The organism is Marinobacter sp. MIT930201 (assembly GCF_047122665.1).
GTDB lineage: Bacteria > Pseudomonadota > Gammaproteobacteria > Pseudomonadales > Oleiphilaceae > Marinobacter > Marinobacter salarius.
Map to the genome: position 1 here is coordinate 3646147 of NZ_CP138916.1, position 16695 is coordinate 3662841.

Below are 16695 nucleotides of genomic sequence, written 5' to 3' on the forward strand. Positions count from 1 at the left end.
AACGGGCCTCAGAAGGCGACTTTCGGCGCCTGACGGGCCTCAGGAGATTCCAGCTCCAGCTGGGAGGAAGGTTTGAAAGCGAACAGTCCGGCCACGATGTTGTTGGGGAACTGTTCACGGAAGATGTTGTAGCCCATGACGCCATCGTTGTAGGCCTGGCGGGCAAAGGAAACCCGGTTCTCTGTGCTGGAAAGCTCTTCCATCAACTGCTGGATGGTTTCGTTGGCTTTAAGCTCTGGGTAGTTTTCCGCCACGGCGTAAAAGTTGGCGAGCGCTTTAGAGAGCATGTTCTCGGCGCTTCCCAGGCGCTGGATTTTGCCTCCATCTGCTGGGTCGCCCGCAGCGTCCTTCTGAGCGCTGACCGCATTATTCCGGGCTTCCATCACTTCGGTAAGGGTGTTGCGCTCGTGGGAAAGGTAGGCCTTGGCCGATTCCACCAGGTTGGGAATCAGGTCGTGGCGGCGCTGGAGTTGAACATCAATCTGGGCAAATCCGTTCTTGAACTGGTTTCTCAGAGATACCAGGCGGTTGTAGATAAACACGATGTAGACAACAACGATTGCAATAACAATCAGGCCGATCAGTGTGGTTCCCATGGGCGGCTCCTTGCGTTCCTGGTGGGGTGACTCAGTGGTCAGACATTATTCTCGACAATTTTGTTGTGAAAGCCAGCAACAAATACCTCAAAATCGTGGGGTTTGAGCGGCTTGCTGAAGTAGTAGCCCTGGGCCAGTTTGCAGCCACGCTGCGCGAGGTAGTATTCCTGTTCAGCTGTCTCAACGCCTTCGGCCACCACCGTCAGATTCAGACTCTTGCCAAGGTCGATGATGGTGTTGGCAATGCGGGTGTCTTCCTCGTTAACAAGCAGGTCATGAATGAACTGCTTGTCGATTTTCAGATGCTGGACTGGCATGCGCTTGAGGTAGGTCAGGGAAGAGTAACCGGTACCGAAATCATCCACCGCTATGCTGATGCCTGCTTTATGCAGGCGTTTCAGCTTCTTCACGGCGTCTTCCAGATTGGTCATGAAACTGGTTTCGGTCACTTCCAGTTCAAGACGTCCGGCGGGGATGTTGTGGCGTTTCAGGGTATCCAGAATCTCGTCCACGATGTGGTTCTGACGTAATTGTACCGCTGAAAGGTTGATCGCAATGCGCAGGGGCATGCCGTCGCTGGCCCAGCGCGCCGCCTGCCAGCAGGCCTGATCCAGAACCCACTGGCCGATTTCCACGATACTGCCGTTCATCTCGGCTACCGGTATGAAGTGATCCGGTGGCACAAGGCCCTTCTCTGGATGTTCCCAGCGAATCAGCGCTTCCGCCCCGATAATCCGGTGGGTTTCCAGGTTGATCTGTGGTTGGTAAACCAAGTGGAACTGCTGGTTGTGGAGCGCGATGGAGAGATCTTTCTCAAGCTGTTTGCGTTCACGAATTTCCTGGTCAACGCTGGCAACGTAGAACTGGAAATAATTGTGTCCACCTTCCTTGGCCAGGGCCATGGTTTGTTCGGCGTTTTGTAGCAACCTGTCGGCTTGACTCGCGTCTCCTGGAAACAGGGCGATGCCGAGGGTGGCGGTCATGGTGATGGTCTGCTCATCGAAGATCATCGGGCTGCTTAGAGAGGCCAGTATACGGTCGGCAGTGTCGGCGGCCTGAAATCCGTCTCTCAATCCCTTCTCCACCACAACAAACTGGTCGCTGCCCAGTCGGGCGATGGTAAAGCGCGTACCGCCGAGCTTCTGCGTAAGGCGATCGGCCACGGTTTGCAGGATCATGTCGCCGGTGCGGAAACCGCACTGCTCGTTGATGGACTTGAAGTCATCGATGCCACAACAAATCAGTGACAGGACCAAGTTGTCATCACTGGCGTCTGCAATATCGGCCTGGAGCAACTCCATGAAGGTGTCTCGGCTGGGCAGGCCGGTTAGCTGATCGTACCTTGAGAGCCGGGTAACACGATCTTCTGCTTCCCGGTGGCGGGTCTGGCTGTCGCCAATCGCAACCAGGAGGTTGTTGGTGGCGTTGACCCAAAGGCCCAATTCATCTTTCTGATGGCCGTGAGGCAGGTGGATCAGATTGTCATCGGGGTGATCCGGGTTGACCTGTTTAACAGAGCGTACAATTCGTAGCAGTGGGCGCGTCAGCAGTAGATGGAAAACCACAAACAGCACCATTCCGAGAATGACGGCAATAGCGATGCCGGAGGCGAAGGTGATGGAAGCGCGCTCAAGCCAGGTTCGGGCAGCCGGACCGGTGTCGTACTTTAGCTCAAGGTAACCGTAAACATTGCCGGTGCCAGTGTCCCGGGAAAGCTCTTTGCGATAGTAACGTTCAGATTCAAAAATCGGGTCCGTAATCCGGCGGGAGGCGCTTTCCTTCAAAGGGCGGTCACGGCTGCCGAGAGGTTCGCCGTCGGGGTGGGTAATGCGTGCGACACGCATGGCTTCCTGAGCAAACAGGCCGTCGACCACCTGTTGGGCAAGGTCAGCATCGATACTGAAAACGGCCTGGGTTGATGCGTCCTTGACCAGTGCCATGGTTTGCCGCGCCTGATCATCGAGAGACTGCGATACCCGTCCGGCATCAAGGATGACCTGCACGGTGCTGACGATGACCCCACTAATTAACGCCACGGCGAGTACCCATCGCAGCACCCGGTACCCCAGGCGATGTTCTACCTCATAAGAATTTTGCATGGAGGCCTGTTTGATTCGTTCCAACTGAATGAGACCCGGTATCGCTCACCTGGGGCAAAGGGGCTCTCGGCTGACATATTCTTTTTCAAGTATGGTTCAGTTTTTACCTACTGTACCCAGTATCGGCAATTCTTCCAGATAATTCAGGCTACGGGTGTATCAATTTGTAAGATCGTTTGTATCACAGATACGAAAACGCCCGCGAAGTGCGGGCGTTTTTGCGTGCAGGTTGTGGCCTGCAAGGTATCCGAAGCGCTGTTATGCCAGGTTTTCGTTGACGAAATCCCAGTTAACCAGTTTCCAGAACGCTTCCAGATAATTCGGACGGGAATTGCGATAGTCGATGTAGTACGCGTGTTCCCAGACGTCGACCGTCAGTACCGGCTTGTCGGCGGTTGTCAGCGGCGTTTCGGCATTGCTGGTATTAACAATGGCAACGCTGCCGTCGGCCTTCTTCACCAGCCAGGTCCAGCCTGAACCGAAGTTGTTGGCGGCCTTGTCGTTAAATTCTTTCTTGAAGTCTTCGAAAGAACCAAAGGCTTTTTCGATCGCGTCCTTGGCCGCTCCCGTAGGCTCACCACCACCGTTCGGGCTCAGGCAATGCCAGTAAAAGGTGTGGTTCCAGACCTGGGCAGCGTTGTTGAACAGTGGGCCGCTGGCGCTCTTGATAATGTCTTCGAGCGATTTGTTGGCGTTGTCGGTGCCTTCGACCAGACCGTTGAGCTTGGTTACGTAAGTGTTGTGGTGCTTGCCGTAATGGTACTCAAGAGTCTCCTGAGAGATGTGTGGTTCCAGTGCGTTCTTTTCATAGGGCAGTGCGGGAAGTTCAAATGCCATGAGGTCGTTCTCCCTGATTCTCTCTGTTTATGTGTATGTAAGCCATTATTAAATATAGGGGCGCTTTGAGTTATATCAACCCCTTGTGTGCACCCTGCCTACTGCTCGGACAGGGTGCTTTTAAACTCTGGACAACCGGGTAAAAACTGGGCGCAGTTCTTTACCCGCCAGACCAATTCTTCGTAGCTGTCCGCCAGAACGGTCACATGGCCAAGTTTCCGGCCCGGGCGCTCGCCTTTATTGTAGAGGTGTACATGAGCGTAAGGCAGTTCAAGGATTCGTTCAATGTCGCCATGCTCGGCAATAATGTTGATCATGCAGCTGACACCGCGAGCGTCGGTGCTTCCCAAGGGGTGGCCGCTCACGGCGCGGATGTGGTTCTCGAACTGGCTGGTCATGGCACCCTCGATGGTCCAGTGCCCAGAGTTGTGGACCCGCGGTGCCATTTCGTTGGCGACCAGACCTTCGGTGGTTTCAAAGAGTTCAAGCGTTAGTACGCCGACGTAATTCAGTTCGTTCAGCAGCGCCTTGATGTAACGTTCTGCGTCTTCCTGGACATGTTTTTCCAGCTTTGGTGCCGGAGCAATGGAATAACGCAGGATGCCTTCGTGATGAGCGTTTTCCGCCATCGGATAGAAGGCCAGTTCGCCATCCTCGGCACGCACGGCAATAATGGAGACTTCGCGGCGAAACCCGACGAATTTCTCGACGATCAGACGCGGATGACCAATGGATTTCCAGGCCTCTGCTGCGTCTTCCGGTGAACGAAGAACTGCCTGTCCCTTGCCGTCATAACCTTCGGTGTTGGATTTGGCAACCACCGGGCAACCGAGTTCTTCGGCAGCGGCCTGCAATGACTCTGCGGTGTCTGCAATTCTCCATTCTGGTGTGGGAATGCCAAGCTCGCCAAAGAGCGTCTTTTCAGCTTCTCGATTCTGGCAAACCTGCAGCGCTCGGGGGCAGGGGTGAACCGGCTTTTCTTTGGCAATTCGCTCTGCTACGTCCACCGGCAAGTGTTCGAACTCATAGGTGACCCGATCTACCCGGGAAATGAGGTCGTCCAGGTATTGACCGTCTCGATCAATAATCACTTCACCCAGCCCAGCACTGGGATTACCTGACATATCATAGAAAACAAACGTCTTGGCCAACGGGTAGCCAGCCAGAGCCAACATCCGGCCAAGCTGACCGGCCCCTAAAACACCAATTCTCATTCGTTGTCTCCTGCCTTTAATTAGGCATCTGCATTAGTTCGGGGAGTGGGTGGGGGATGCTTTCCAAAACTGTGCGGAGCCATGGATGGCGGAGCCCAAGCGCCACATGGATGTGCCGCAAGGAGCGTGTTTTGGAAAGCATCCCCCACCCGCTCGTACACCAAAGTCCGATTCCTGATTATTGATCGCTGGGATCAGGATTATCCAGGATTGTCTGTGTCTGTGTAGCGCGAAACTCATCGACCGCTATACGGACATCGTCCTTGAATGTACCGATAATCTGAGCCGCCAGCAGGCCAGCGTTAGTGGCACCGGCTTTACCAATTGCCAGGGTGCCAACCGCAATGCCGCCGGGCATTTGTACGATGGACAGCAGCGAATCAAGACCGTTGAGTGCTTTGGACTGGACGGGAACACCAAGGACCGGCAGTGACGTTTGTGACGCGACCATGCCAGGCAGGTGAGCAGCACCGCCCGCGCCTGCAATGATCACCTTCAGGCCCCGATCAGAGGCAGTCTTGGCATAATCAAACAGCAAATCCGGCGTACGGTGGGCAGAGACAACCTTCGTCTCGTAAGGCACGCCCAGCTTGTCCAGCATCTCGGCGGCGTGTTCCATGGTGGGCCAGTCAGACTTCGAGCCCATGATGAGTCCTACAAGCGGCTGCATATGCAACAGTCCTGATATGTGAGAAAGCCGGACATTGTATGTAAGGCCCCGTGGCCATGCAAACAGTCGATGGCCAAGGAGCGCATACTGTCAGCTCTCCTGGCCGTCATTTTGCTGAGTCGCAAGGTACGGGTATTATCGTGCTTTATTAACGTTACCGTCCATATACCGGAGCTGTTATGGAACCAATCCGTCCAGATGATGATGAAGTACGTACCGGCGTGCCCGGCAATAAAGTGGAAGAGCGCAAAAAACGCCAAGCACCCGTGCCAGAGTCGGCCGGTAATGGCGGCCCGGGCAAACCTGCTGGAAAACGCCGGAAAACATCTGGCGGTGGTGGTTCGGGCCGCAGTGCAGTGTTGTTGATCGCGCTGTTGATTGTTGCCGGAGCGGCGGGCGCTGGCTGGTATCAGCAAGAGCAGCGTATACAGGCACTGGAAGGTCAGCTGGAAGAAGCGGATTACTGGGCGCGCCAAAGCAAACTGGCGCTGGCCCGGTTTGAGGGGGAACTTTCCGAGACCGGCGAGAACCTGCAGGAGAAAGGGCAATCCATTGAAGACACGCTGGCATCCCACAAGGAACGCCTCAATACGGCTGACAGCGAGATCGCCAAGCTGTGGGGGGTTGCTAATGACCGCAACCGCAAGCGGCTCGACGACCACCAGGCCAGGTTGGAATCTTTGAGGTCAGATGTGGATAGCGGCAACAGCCAGCGGGAAGCATTGTCTGCCTCGGTCAAGGAGCTGGAGGCAACGGTGTCCTCCAGGCTGGACAAGGTTCAATCGGACTTTGAGCGGCAGCTTACCGCCGTTCGCGAAACTGGCCAGGAGAATGCCTCACAATTGACGAAGCTGGATGAATCCCTGGCCGGAGTGGACAAGCTGGTGGAGCGTCAGCTGTTGCGTTTCGAGCGAGAGCAAAACCTCACCATTGATGGCCTGGAAAGCCGTATTGCGGCGTTGGAAAAGGCCACCAATAACCTGTCCAGCGGCAGCCAGCTGGATGCCGTTCGCAAAGATCTGGCGGGGCTGAGGGAAACCGTGTCTTCGATTGACTCTTCGCGGGCGCAATTAACCTCAAGGCTGGTTCGCCTGTCGGAAGAGGTCAATGATCTGCGCTCGCGGATGTCCGGCCAATAGAAGGCGGCTGCGAACGGGTAAGCAGGCACAGCAGGGCAGGCAGGGCCTGCTGTGCTTTGTAACAGTTTGTATTCATCCCTTGCGGTAGCTCTCAGTTCCGCGAGATTGCAGTTGTTATGATCGGGACAACTCGCGAAAGGATGAAGAGTGCACAACAATGACAACCCGATTTCTTTTTCCCGGTTTTCCCCGGCCACTGGCGGCCGTATTTGTGGCTTTGCTGTTGGTTTCTGGTGCCGGCTGCACGGTGTACCAGTCCATCGGTAAAAGCGTTGGCTCGTTTTTGCACCCGGTATCCGGGCACGATTTCGTTCATATCGGCAATGATGAGTGGGATCGCAGCAATGCGGTTCTCTATTTCTACCGCACCCATTCCCAGTGGGCTGCGGACGAGATCGAGGCGCCAAGCGTTTACATAGACGACCACCACTATTTCAATATTCGAAACGACAGTTTTACCTGGCTTGAAGTTGCCCCTGGCGAGCGGCATATCGCCATCCGCCGGCCACTGCTGGGGCTTGAGGGGCTCAATTCGTTCAGCCTGAGCCTGATTGCAGACGCCACGCTCAAGGTCGAACCCGGAAGGGTGTATTACCTGCGCTATAACGAGTTGCAAGAGCCGGAGAGTAACCATCCGGAACTCGCCGAAGACCACCCCCTGAGGTCTGGCGACTTGCAGCTCGTGACCCGTGACTACGCCATGCAGGCCAAAGAAATTGTCTCCACGCGTTTTCTGAATAGTGATTTGCTTGCCCCTAATCACGCTGCGACCTCCATTGTTGAGGTGAATGAGGACGCAGACTACGAGCGCAATCTGGTTCTTCTGGAAGAGGAGCGAGCGGCTGAGATCGAGCGCCTGAGAGAGCAGGGGAAGTATGACGAAACGCCTTGGTACTGGCCCTTTGGCGGTGGCCCTACGGTGCCTCTTGAAAGCGATCGTCGATTGCGGGAACTGGAGCGGGAGTATGCGGCGTTGGAACAGGAGCGGGAGCGTCGGGAAGAGGCAGAATCCGGTGGCGGTTGGTGGATATTCTAACGTCGCCGATCTGGTGTGCTGCGAATTGTTGTTTCCGGTTTCGGTTACTAGACTGTGAAGTGTCCGTATTCAGAGGGTTGCCGGATCATGTCGCTGAGAGATTCATTACAACTAACGTTTCGCCGGCTTTCCGGAGAATTGCTTCCCGAGGCACTGGAAAACGCAGGCCACCGGATAGCTAGCCTCAGAAAACGTCTTGATCATCTCAATTGCTCGCTGGCGGAGCGGGCATTGCCTGCGGATCGAAAGTCGCGTGTGAACGAGCTGTCACTTGATCACAAGGCGAGGAAGGCAGGACAGAAAGCCACTCGGTTGAAGTCTGTGAAGGCGGCAAAGAAAACCGGGAGTGACAAACAGGCTTGATTGAAAATTGTACATTTTTTAACGAGTTGCAGGTTTTTTGAGAAAAACTCCGGAAAAAATTTGACACCGCCAGACAAATGCTTAAAATGCGCGTCTCACTTGGTTGAGACAGCAACGCTGACTCACCAGTGTGCTGTAAAAGTGGGCGGTTAGCTCAGCTGGGAGAGCATCGCCCTTACAAGGCGAGGGTCACTGGTTCGATCCCAGTACCGCCCACCACTTTTCAGCATCACCGGGCCACCCCGCCCGGTTTCAGGTCCCTAAGGCCGATCAGGCCGGGATTGATGCGGAGCGGTAGTTCAGCTGGTTAGAATACCGGCCTGTCACGCCGGGGGTCGCGGGTTCGAGTCCCGTCCGCTCCGCCATTTTTTGTTTCCAGATCCCGGGTGGTTAGCTCAGCTGGGAGAGCATCGCCCTTACAAGGCGAGGGTCACTGGTTCGATCCCAGTACCACCCACCATTTTCCCCTTGTTATTTCCCAATCAACGATTGCCCGCAAACCCGAACAACGTTCCCGTTCACGCCGTTTGATGCAGGATTGCAGTACCACGCAATAGCCTCGGCCACGTCGACTGGCAAACCGCCCTGAGACAAGCTGTTCATGCGCCGGCCGGCCTCGCGAATGGTAATCGGCATAGCGGCCGTCATCTGGGTTTCGATGAACCCGGGCGCTATCGCGTTGATGGTCACGCCGTTTTTCACCTGTTTTGCCATCGCCTCTACATAGCCGATCACGCCGCACTTGGCGGTGGAGTAATTGGTCTGGCCAAAGTTGCCAGCAATGCCGCTGATGGAGGAAATGCAGACAATGCGTCCGTTTTCACGCAGCAGCTCCTGGTGCATCAGCTCTTCGTCGATCAGTTCCTCGGCGGTCAGGTTCACGGCAATGGTCATATCCCAGAAATGCTCGGGCATGTTGCCCAGGGTTTTGTCACGGGTGATGCCGGCGTTGTGGATGACCAGATCAATGCCTTCGAAATGTTCCTTCACAAAGTCTGCAATCTGTTTTGGCGCTTTCTCATCCGTAATATCACACGCCATCGCCTTACCCTTGATGGGGGCCATAACTTTCTGCAGGTCCTCAAGGGCCGGTGGGATATCCAGGCCAATGACCGTGGCGCCATCCCGCGACAGGGTTTCGGCAATAGACGCGCCAATGCCGCGGGACGCACCGGTTACCAGTGCAATCTTTCCGGCCAGCGGCGCGACAGGGTTGGTGGCGTGAGCGGTCGCTCCCTTACTGATGCGGGTTACCTGGCCAGAGACATAGGCCGATCGGGGCGATAAAAAGAACCGGATGCTGGATTCCAGCTGCTGTTCGGCCCCGGGGGCCATCCAAAGCAGGTTCGCGGTAGCTCCTTTCTTGCCGACTTCCTTGCCGACACTGCGTACAAAGCCTTCCAGAGCCTGGTGAGCGGCGGCCTTGGCGGGTTGGCGGCAGGTGCCCGGGTCCTGGCCTATCACCAGCACCCTGCCGTTGCCCGCCAGCTTGCGGATGGAGGGGTGAAAGAAATCGTAAACCGCTTTCAGATCGGTGGTGTCTTTCATACCCGTGGCATCAAACACCAGGGCGGAGAATTTGCGATCAATGTCCGCGTTCAGGGGCAACGCTTCGGCCTTGTTGCCGCTTTTGGCAGAATCGTTCAGAGTATCCATGGCGCTGGCATGAAAGAGTTTTGCGGCGCTGGCGCCCAGCACCTTTCCAATCGTCGAGATAGCTTTGCTGCTGTTGGTAGCGCCGATCAGCACGTCGCCCTCAATAAACGGCTGGTCCGCGCGCTTCCAGCGTTTCAGGGGAACCGGGGCGGGCAGCCCCAGGGACTGGGCGGCGGTCTTGCCAAACGGAGTATTGACGAACTTGAGATAGCGATCAGACATGGCATTTTCCTTTTGCGAAACGAATATCGGCGTACAGGTTAAAGAATCCGGCCGCTTTTGAATTGACTCAATGCCCTGTTACGGTTGTCAGGGATGCCAATGAGCCGGGCCCAGTTGGCGCTAGACTGCAACGCAACGGATATACTCGTTTAAACAGGACATCATCATGGCACAGGCACCGAAAAGCACCCAAAAGAAAACGTCGACGGCAAAGAAGACCACGGCCGCTAAAAGCGATATCCGCCGGGTTGCCATTATTGGTGGCAACCGGGTTCCTTTTGCCCGCTCCAACACCGCGTATAGCAAGGTCAGCAACCAGGAGTTGCTGACGAGTGCGCTGCGAGGACTGGTTGATCGCTTCGGGCTGGAGGGGCAGCGCCTTGGAGAGGTCGTTGCTGGCGCGGTTATCAAACACTCCAGGGATTTTAACCTGACCCGGGAATCCGCGCTGAGTAGTGGCCTGGCGCCGGAAACACCCGCCTACGATATCCAGCAGGCCTGCGGTACGGGCCTCGAAGCGGCCATTCTGGTGGCCAACAAGATTGCGTTAGGGCAGATCGAGTGCGGCATCGCTGGCGGCACTGATACCACCTCGGATGCGCCGATTGGGGTAGGCGAGGGTCTGCGTGAAATTCTTCTGGATCTGAATCGGGCCAAGACAGCCGGAGAACGCCTGAAAGTGCTCAGTCGTTTTCGTCCGAGCCATCTGAAACCGGAAATTCCGCAAAACGGCGAACCCAGAACGGGGTTGTCCATGGGGGGGCACTGTCAGATTACCGCCCGCGAGTGGTCCATCCCCCGCGACGAGCAGGACAAGCTGGCCTATGAGAGCCATCAGAAACTGGCATCCGCGTATGATGAAGGTTTTTTCAAGGATCTGATGACCCCACTGGCAGGCCTGGAGAAAGACAACATTCTGCGCCCGGACACGACCCTTGAAAAGCTGGCGACGCTCAAGCCCGTATTTGATCGTGAGAACGGCACCATGACCGCCGCCAACAGCACTGCGCTGACGGATGGTGCCTCCTGTGTGCTGCTGGCCAGTGAAGAGTGGGCAAAAGCCAACAACATGGAGATCAAGGCGTACCTGACGTTCTCCGAGGTGGCTGCAGTGGACTTCGTCGACAAGAAGGAGGGCCTGCTGATGGCACCTGCTTACGCCGTGCCACGCATGCTTGAAAAAGCCGGGCTGACGCTGCAGGATTTCGACTTCTACGAAATCCATGAAGCGTTCGCCGCCCAGGTGCTCTCCACCCTGAAGGCCTGGGAAGACCCTGCGTTCTGCAAGGACCGGTTGGGTCTGGAAAAGCCGCTGGGGAGCATTGATCGAAACAAACTGAACGTCAAGGGCAGCAGTCTGGCCACCGGCCATCCCTTCGCGGCGACCGGTGGGCGTATCGTGGCCACTCTGGCGAAGCTGCTGGAAGAGAAGGGCAGTGGCCGTGGCCTGATCTCCATCTGCGCCGCAGGGGGGCAGGGGGTGACTGCCATACTTGAGCGGTAAGTTGGCGAAAAAATTCATTTTTCCCTTTGACAGACGCATCAGCGCCCCGTACTATGCGCACCTCGTTGATCGGGGCCTTACCCGGTTAACCAGCAGTTTGATGCGGGGTGGAGCAGTCTGGTAGCTCGTCGGGCTCATAACCCGAAGGTCGTAGGTTCGAATCCTGCCCCCGCTACCATCTCAATAAGGGCCGGTCTTTGACCGGCCCTTATTCGTCCGGATGGGTCAGGGCATTCAGGAAGGGGTTGGGCGGAACCCGGCAGGTACTGAGGCCCGTGTCGAGGCAGGCGCGGGGGCTCACCCGTGGACGAACGCGGAGCCGAACGCGCTGATGGAGCAGGTGCTTGAGCGCCCGAACCTGATGCGTGCGTATCAGCGGGTGGTGTCCAACAAAGGGGCGGCTGGCGTCGATCAGATGCCGGTAACAGCCCTGAAGGGCCACCTGCAACAGCATTGGCCAACACTGCGCGAGCGGCTGTTGGCCGGAGACTACCATCCTCAACCGGTACGCCGGGTCAGCATCCCCAAGCCGCAAGGCGGGGAACGGATACTGGGTATTCCGACGGTGCAGGATCGCCTGATCCAGCAAGCACTTCACCAAACACTGAGCCCGATGCTGGAGCCGACCTTCTCGGATCACAGCTACGGGTTCCGTCCTGGTCGAAGTGCCCATCAGGCGGTCAAGGCGATGCAACGGCATATCAACGACGGCCACCGCTGGGTGGTCGATCTGGATCTGGCCCAGTTCTTCGACCGGGTCAATCACGATGTGCTGATGAGCCTGCTGGCTCGTCACATCACTGACCGGCGGATACTCACCCTGATCCGGCGTTACCTGCGAGCAGGCATGCTGTCAGGCGGGCTGGTCAGCCCGAGGGGGGAAGGGACGCCACAAGGCGGTCCCTTATCTCCTCTGCTGTCCAATGTGCTTCTGACCGAACTGGATCGGGAGTTGGAACGCCGGGGGCACCGGTTCTGTCGTTATGCGGATGATTGCAACCTCTACGTTCGCAGCCGACGAGCCGGTGAACGGACCATGACCAGCATTACCCACTACCTGGAAACGCACCTGCGCCTGACGGTGAATACGGCGAAGAGTGCCGTGGATCGCCCCTGGCGCCGGAGCTTTCTGGGTTACAGCGTGAGCTGGCATAAACGTCAGGTCCGGTTGAGAGTCGCGCCCAAAAGCCTGAAGGCCTTCATGGCCAAGCTTCGCCCCCTGCCGTTTCAGGACACGCTTTTCCCGTATCGGCCACGAAAGCTTGCATTGCCACCATCCCCTGGGGTTATCATTAGCCGTCGCCTTTGCATTAGTTAGGCAACTACTAACACGGTGAAATGATGCCCCGTCGCTCCGAACACACATTCAGTCTGTCTGGCAACCTCGTTGCGTTGCTGGCACTGATATTTGTTGTCTGGACATCGGTTACCGTTGCGCTCCCCACCCTGGATGATCCTGTTGCCACCACTGTCGCGCTCAGCGATTGGCAAGGCAGTTCCGAATCCTCAGAAGGGGCCTCGTCACCCGGCGATGTGTCGTCGCTGTCGCCCACATTCGTTTATCCACCGTCGGCGTTGACGTCCCGCGCCCTTCACCAGTTGGCCTTTGACGGCCCCCCCAGAAGAATTCTCAGTTACCCAGGCCAGTCACAGGCACCTCCCTCCCAGCTATAGACATTCGAACTGATTCAGGCGCTGCTGCCCCTGCGTGGGTGCCCCGCGCCTGGAGAAATGGTCTTTAGCCAGGAGAATTGCCATGGGCAATCAATCAAGCGTTCAAGCGTCCCTGTCTGCCGGAGCCAGATACCGGCTTGTTTCACCGGAAGACGAGGACACCCTCACCAATGACGCCGCCGCGTCGGAACTGTTGAAGGACTTCACCAGGCAAGCCCCGGTGATCGTCCGGTCATCGCGAGAGATCCAGGAGGTCAAGAAGACACTGGATGTTTCCGGAGAAACCTTTTGTGTGGTTATCAATCGAAATGATGAAGAGGGCGGGATATTGACCCTGAATGGCCTGAGATCTGATGAATTAGTCGCCATTTTCAAGGGGCTTCATTCGGACTATCTTTTGGGAATGATCAGCATTTAGAGGAAGCTTCCATGGCCATTAAAAAAGTGCTCATCGCCAATCGCGGCGAAATTGCCGTTCGCATTGCGCGGGCCTGCAAGGAGTTGGGCATTCGGTCTGTCGCTGTTTATTCAGAGGCGGACCAGTACTCCTTGCATGTCAAGAAAGCGGATGAGTCCTATCAGATCAGTAAGGACCCGCTCAGCGGTTACCTGAATCCCCATCATCTCGTGAACCTGGCGGTCGAAACTGGCTGTGATGCTCTGCATCCGGGTTACGGCTTTCTTTCCGAGAATGCCGAGTTAGCAGCCATCTGCCAGCAGCGGGGGGTAACGTTTGTCGGCCCGTCATCCGAGGCGATCAGTGCCATGGGCGACAAGACCCAGGCCCGCAAGACCGCCATTGCCGCAGGTGTCCCCGTTACACCGGGTTCGGAAGGCAACCTGGATGACGTCGAAGATGCCGTACGCCAGGCGGAGGACGTTGGCTACCCGGTTATGCTCAAAGCCACGTCCGGTGGTGGTGGCCGGGGCATTCGTCGTTGCGATAATGAGAAAGAATTGCGGCAGAACTACGAGCGAGTGATTTCCGAGGCCACCAAGGCCTTTGGCAGTGCCGAGGTTTTCCTGGAGAAGTGCATCATTGAGCCTCGTCATATTGAAGTGCAGGTATTAGCGGATCATCACGGCAATGTGGTGCACCTGTATGAGCGAGACTGCTCCATCCAGCGCCGTAACCAGAAGCTGATCGAAGTGGCACCATCGCCACAGTTAAGTGAGGAGCAGCGAGAAACTATTGGTAACCTGGCCATCCAGGTTACCCGCCAATGCGGTTACGTGAATGCTGGCACGGTAGAGTTCCTGCTCGACCACGACGACAGCTTCTATTTTATGGAGATGAACACGCGGGTGCAGGTGGAGCACACGATCACCGAGGAAATCACCGGCATCGACATCATCAAATCGCAGATCCGAATCGCGTCGGGCGAGCCGCTGGAGTTTTCTCAGGCCGACATCAGTTATCGCGGTTTCGCCGCTCAATTTCGCATTAACGCGGAAGACCCGAAAAACGGGTTTCTGCCCAGCTTCGGTCGCATCAGTCGCTATTATTCCGCCGGCGGCCCGGGTGTGCGCACAGATGCCGCCATGTACACCGGCTACGAGATTCCCCCTTACTACGATTCCATGTGCGCCAAGCTGATTGTCTGGGCGCGGGAATGGCCGGAACTGGTAGCCCGTTCCCGCAGAGCGCTCAGCGACATGGCTATCTACGGGGTACACACCACGATCCCTTACTACCAGCAGATCCTGAACCACCCGGATTTCCAGGCCGGCACGTTTAATACCGGTTTCGTGGAGCGCAATCCGCAGTTGCTGGAGTACAGCGACAAGTCCCGACCGGAATCCATTGCCACGGCCGTTGCTGCCGCCATCGCAGCTCAGGCTGGCCTGTAATACGAATATTGGAGAGCACCATGAGTAAGAGAAAAATTCACATCACCGACGTCATCCTGCGGGATGCCCATCAGTCCCTGATCGCCACGCGTATGCGCACCGAGGACATGCTGCCGGCCTGTGAATGGCTGGATCAGGCCGGCTACTGGTCACTGGAATGCTGGGGCGGCGCCACGTTTGATGCCTGTGTGCGATTCCTTAAGGAAGACCCATGGGAGCGTCTGCGTACCCTGCGTAAGGCTCTGCCCAACACCCGTCTGCAAATGCTGTTGCGCGGTCAGAATCTGCTCGGGTACCGCCACTACGGCGACGACGTGGTGGAGGCGTTTGTTGAAAAGGCCGCGGAAAACGGCATCGATGTGTTCCGTATTTTTGATGCGCTGAATGACGTGCGCAATCTGGAGACCAGCATTAAAGCCGTGAAGAAGGCCGGCAAGCATGCCCAGGGTACGCTGTGCTACACGGTCAGCCCGGTGCACGACGTGAAAACCTTCCTGGCTCAGGCCGAGACCATGGCAGACATGGGTGCTGACAGTATCGCTATCAAGGATATGGCGGGCCTGCTGACGCCAGCGGTGACCGCCGAGCTGGTCAGTGGCCTGAAGAAGAACCTCAAACTGCCGGTATTCCTGCACTCCCATGCCACGTCGGGCATGGCGCCCATGTGCCAGTGGGCGGCATTGGAGGCCGGTGTGGATCATATCGATACCGCGCTGTCGGCGTTTGCGGGCGGGACCAGCCATCCGCCGACCGAATCGTTGGTGGCTGCGTTGCATGATGCTGGCTGTGAAACCGGCCTCAACCTCGAGTTGCTGGACAAGGCCACCCGCCATTTCCGCGAAGTTCGCAAGAAATACCATCAGTTCGAGAGTGACTACAATGGGGTGGATACTTCCGTACTCCTGTCCCAGGTGCCCGGTGGCATGATGTCCAACCTGGCGAATCAGCTAAAAGAGCAGGGCGCCCTCGACCGGATTCAGGATGTGTTCGAGGAAATCCCCCGGGTGCGTAAAGACCTGGGATACCCTCCGCTGGTGACGCCCACTTCACAGATCGTTGGCACCCAGGCAGTGATCAATGTGCTGGGCGGCAAGCGTTACGACACCATCACCAATGAGGTGAAGAAATACATGCAGGGCTGGTATGGCAAGGCGCCTGCAGAGGTGGACGCACAGCTGCAACGCCGCGCTGTGGGCAAGGAAGAGTTGATTGAAGAGCGCCCGGCCAACCTGATTCCCAAGGAGTTTTCCGAACTGCGCAAGGAGCTGGGTGATCTCGCCGAGAGCGAGGAAGACGTACTGACCTACGCCATGTTCCCGGACCAGGCCCGCACGTACCTGGAGCAACGCCGCGACGGCACCTTGCAGCCGGAAGCCCTGGAGCCCATCGCCAACGGTAAGACCGGCGGCAGTGTGTCCACCGAATTCCGGATCACGGTGCACGGTGAAAGTTACGATATTCATGTGACCGGTGCCAATCCGGTGAGCGAGACCGAGCGCCGGTTCTACATGACAGTGGACGGCGTGCCCGAGGAAATTCAGTTGGAATCCCAGGGCGAAGCTTCTGAAAATACCCGCAAGGGTGGTCGTGCCAGAGCCACCGGAGAAGGCCAGGTGACCACCACCATGCCGGGCAACATCGTTGATGTGCTGGTGAGCGAGGGTGACGAGGTATCCGCCGGTGACGCGGTGCTGATCATCGAAGCCATGAAAATGGAAACCGAGGTTAAAGCCACCAAGTCTGGTATCGTCAAGGCGGTGAATATCTCGAAAGGCGACCGGGTAGCGCCTGGTGAGAGCCTGATCGAAATCGAATAACCAAACCCCCCGGGACG

13 protein-coding genes, 4 tRNA genes and 1 pseudogene are annotated in these 16695 nt (G+C 56.9%); 12 read left to right on the forward strand and 6 right to left on the reverse strand.

The window, feature by feature from the left end:
* Nucleotides 1-8: 8 nt before the first annotated feature.
* From SIC19_RS16600 to purE, 5 genes are all read right to left on the reverse strand, one after another.
* On the reverse strand, nucleotides 9-596 hold the full coding sequence (locus tag SIC19_RS16600) for a LemA family protein (RefSeq protein WP_289599985.1): 588 nt from the start codon (nucleotides 594-596) through the stop codon (nucleotides 9-11).
* Nucleotides 597-634: 38 nt separating this feature from the next.
* Nucleotides 635-2695 (reverse strand): putative bifunctional diguanylate cyclase/phosphodiesterase, encoded by a 2061-nt coding sequence (locus SIC19_RS16605; RefSeq protein ID WP_289599984.1) that lies wholly within the window; start codon nucleotides 2693-2695, stop codon nucleotides 635-637.
* Nucleotides 2696-2953: 258 nt separating this feature from the next.
* On the reverse strand, nucleotides 2954-3532 hold the full coding sequence (gene sodB, locus SIC19_RS16610; RefSeq protein ID WP_036210113.1) for a superoxide dismutase [Fe]: 579 nt from the start codon (nucleotides 3530-3532) through the stop codon (nucleotides 2954-2956).
* A 98-nt stretch (nucleotides 3533-3630) separates the two neighbouring features.
* Nucleotides 3631-4746, reverse strand: coding sequence for a 5-(carboxyamino)imidazole ribonucleotide synthase (locus SIC19_RS16615; protein WP_127401643.1), 1116 nt, complete (start codon nucleotides 4744-4746; stop codon nucleotides 3631-3633).
* Nucleotides 4747-4924: 178 nt separating this feature from the next.
* Nucleotides 4925-5416: a 5-(carboxyamino)imidazole ribonucleotide mutase gene (purE, locus tag SIC19_RS16620; RefSeq protein ID WP_036210119.1), complete on the reverse strand. Its 492-nt coding sequence runs from the start codon at nucleotides 5414-5416 to the stop codon at nucleotides 4925-4927.
* Between the two features lie 179 nt (nucleotides 5417-5595).
* On the opposite strand from purE, the gene SIC19_RS16625 reads away from it, so the two are divergent.
* From SIC19_RS16625 to SIC19_RS16645, 5 genes are all read left to right on the forward strand, one after another.
* Entirely contained in the window at nucleotides 5596-6555 is a 960-nt protein-coding gene (locus tag SIC19_RS16625) for a hypothetical protein (RefSeq protein ID WP_091641020.1), read from the forward strand.
* Between the two features lie 157 nt (nucleotides 6556-6712).
* Nucleotides 6713-7591, forward strand: coding sequence for a DUF2846 domain-containing protein (locus SIC19_RS16630; protein ID WP_036210128.1), 879 nt, complete (start codon nucleotides 6713-6715; stop codon nucleotides 7589-7591).
* Between the two features lie 506 nt (nucleotides 7592-8097).
* Nucleotides 8098-8173, forward strand: a tRNA-Val gene (locus tag SIC19_RS16635).
* A 69-nt stretch (nucleotides 8174-8242) separates the two neighbouring features.
* A tRNA-Asp gene (locus SIC19_RS16640) sits at nucleotides 8243-8319 on the forward strand.
* Nucleotides 8320-8338: 19 nt separating this feature from the next.
* Nucleotides 8339-8414: transfer RNA gene (locus SIC19_RS16645), tRNA-Val, on the forward strand.
* A gap of 11 nt (nucleotides 8415-8425) precedes the next feature.
* On the opposite strand, the gene SIC19_RS16650 is transcribed toward SIC19_RS16645, so the two are convergent.
* The gene (locus tag SIC19_RS16650) at nucleotides 8426-9832 is read right to left on the reverse strand and encodes a 3-oxoacyl-ACP reductase (protein WP_127401642.1); all 1407 of its coding nucleotides are present in this window, start codon (nucleotides 9830-9832) and stop codon (nucleotides 8426-8428) included.
* A gap of 166 nt (nucleotides 9833-9998) precedes the next feature.
* Here SIC19_RS16650 and SIC19_RS16655 point away from each other — a divergent pair, with 166 nt between their 5' ends.
* The 7 genes and pseudogenes from SIC19_RS16655 to oadA all read left to right on the forward strand — a co-directional run bounded on the left by SIC19_RS16655 (nucleotide 9999) and on the right by oadA (nucleotide 16678).
* Nucleotides 9999-11336, forward strand: coding sequence for an acetyl-CoA C-acetyltransferase (locus SIC19_RS16655; RefSeq protein ID WP_075196447.1), 1338 nt, complete (start codon nucleotides 9999-10001; stop codon nucleotides 11334-11336).
* A 101-nt stretch (nucleotides 11337-11437) separates the two neighbouring features.
* Nucleotides 11438-11514 (forward strand) — tRNA-Met (locus SIC19_RS16660).
* Between the two features lie 42 nt (nucleotides 11515-11556).
* Nucleotides 11557-12558: pseudogene (gene ltrA, locus SIC19_RS16665) on the forward strand (group II intron reverse transcriptase/maturase); the annotation flags it as partial.
* A 119-nt stretch (nucleotides 12559-12677) separates the two neighbouring features.
* Nucleotides 12678-13010, forward strand: a complete 333-nt coding sequence (locus tag SIC19_RS16670) for a hypothetical protein (protein ID WP_126812161.1) — start codon at nucleotides 12678-12680, stop codon at nucleotides 13008-13010.
* Between the two features lie 82 nt (nucleotides 13011-13092).
* A complete protein-coding gene (locus SIC19_RS16675; protein WP_185906449.1) occupies nucleotides 13093-13428 on the forward strand; it encodes a hypothetical protein in 336 nt (111 codons plus the stop codon).
* 11 nt (nucleotides 13429-13439) lie between these two features.
* Nucleotides 13440-14861, forward strand: coding sequence for an acetyl-CoA carboxylase biotin carboxylase subunit (locus tag SIC19_RS16680; RefSeq protein ID WP_127401641.1), 1422 nt, complete (start codon nucleotides 13440-13442; stop codon nucleotides 14859-14861).
* A gap of 20 nt (nucleotides 14862-14881) precedes the next feature.
* Nucleotides 14882-16678: a sodium-extruding oxaloacetate decarboxylase subunit alpha gene (oadA, locus tag SIC19_RS16685; protein ID WP_036204760.1), complete on the forward strand. Its 1797-nt coding sequence runs from the start codon at nucleotides 14882-14884 to the stop codon at nucleotides 16676-16678.
* Nucleotides 16679-16695: the final 17 nt, after the last annotated feature.

Coding starts and splice junctions, on each gene's coding strand:
- SIC19_RS16600 (WP_289599985.1), bottom strand. CDS start 596: ATGGGAACCACACTGATCGGCCTGATTGTTATTGCAATCGTTGTTGTC.
- SIC19_RS16605 (WP_289599984.1), bottom strand. CDS start 2,695: ATGCAAAATTCTTATGAGGTAGAACATCGCCTGGGGTACCGGGTGCTG.
- sodB (WP_036210113.1), bottom strand. CDS start 3,532: ATGGCATTTGAACTTCCCGCACTGCCCTATGAAAAGAACGCACTGGAA.
- SIC19_RS16615 (WP_127401643.1), bottom strand. CDS start 4,746: ATGAGAATTGGTGTTTTAGGGGCCGGTCAGCTTGGCCGGATGTTGGCT.
- purE (WP_036210119.1), bottom strand. CDS start 5,416: ATGCAGCCGCTTGTAGGACTCATCATGGGCTCGAAGTCTGACTGGCCC.
- SIC19_RS16625 (WP_091641020.1), top strand. CDS start 5,596: ATGGAACCAATCCGTCCAGATGATGATGAAGTACGTACCGGCGTGCCC.
- SIC19_RS16630 (WP_036210128.1), top strand. CDS start 6,713: ATGACAACCCGATTTCTTTTTCCCGGTTTTCCCCGGCCACTGGCGGCC.
- SIC19_RS16650 (WP_127401642.1), bottom strand. CDS start 9,832: ATGTCTGATCGCTATCTCAAGTTCGTCAATACTCCGTTTGGCAAGACC.
- SIC19_RS16655 (WP_075196447.1), top strand. CDS start 9,999: ATGGCACAGGCACCGAAAAGCACCCAAAAGAAAACGTCGACGGCAAAG.
- SIC19_RS16670 (WP_126812161.1), top strand. CDS start 12,678: ATGCCCCGTCGCTCCGAACACACATTCAGTCTGTCTGGCAACCTCGTT.
- SIC19_RS16675 (WP_185906449.1), top strand. CDS start 13,093: ATGGGCAATCAATCAAGCGTTCAAGCGTCCCTGTCTGCCGGAGCCAGA.
- SIC19_RS16680 (WP_127401641.1), top strand. CDS start 13,440: ATGGCCATTAAAAAAGTGCTCATCGCCAATCGCGGCGAAATTGCCGTT.
- oadA (WP_036204760.1), top strand. CDS start 14,882: ATGAGTAAGAGAAAAATTCACATCACCGACGTCATCCTGCGGGATGCC.